Origin of the sequence: Bacillus cereus group sp. BfR-BA-01380 (assembly GCF_022663535.1) — a bacterium.
GTDB classification, from domain to species: domain Bacteria; phylum Bacillota; class Bacilli; order Bacillales; family Bacillaceae_G; genus Bacillus_A; species Bacillus_A cereus_BB.
In genome coordinates this window covers 1-531 of sequence record NZ_JAKUFS010000091.1, presented here as the reverse complement: position 1 = coordinate 531, position 531 = coordinate 1, and the positions used below count along the sequence as shown (strand labels likewise).

The following is a 531-nucleotide window of genomic DNA, read 5'->3' as shown; positions in this document are numbered from 1 at the left end:
CAAATATACTGGAAAACCTAGAATTCCAAAGTATATTCGTTCTTCTGAAAAGGAAATCTTGTATACAAATCAAGATTGTGTCATTAAAAATGATAAGTTTTTAAAGTTTTCAAAGACAAAATTGCAATTAAATATTGGGAAATTGGGGTTTACTGAAGGTAAACTGAAGCAAGTTCGTGTTATCCCAAAATACAATGGATATGTGGTGGAGTTAGTAATAGATGTTCCTTCAGAACAACAATCCGTTGAAGAGAATGGTCGTTATATGAGTATTGATTTAGGGATTGATAATCTTGCAACCATCGTAACAAACACAGGTATAAAGCCTGTACTTGTTAAGGGCAAACATATCTCGCATCGTTTATTGATTCAAATGATTACATACAAAGCAAATGCGGTAGGCATTCAAGTTGTTGTAACCGAGGAATCTTACACATCAAAAGCAAGTTTTCTAGATAGTGACTTTATTCCAACGTATGGAACAAATGACCAAAATGCAACTTTTTCAGGAAAACGAATGAAGCGTGGTAT

General features: G+C 33.5%; 1 protein-coding gene. It reads left to right on the top strand.

Annotation, left to right across the window (positions count from 1 at the left end; all coding sequences use genetic code 11):
- The coding region (locus tag MR076_RS25985) for a nuclease/transposase family protein (protein WP_472927090.1) at positions 1-531 on the top strand (531 nt) is incomplete at both ends.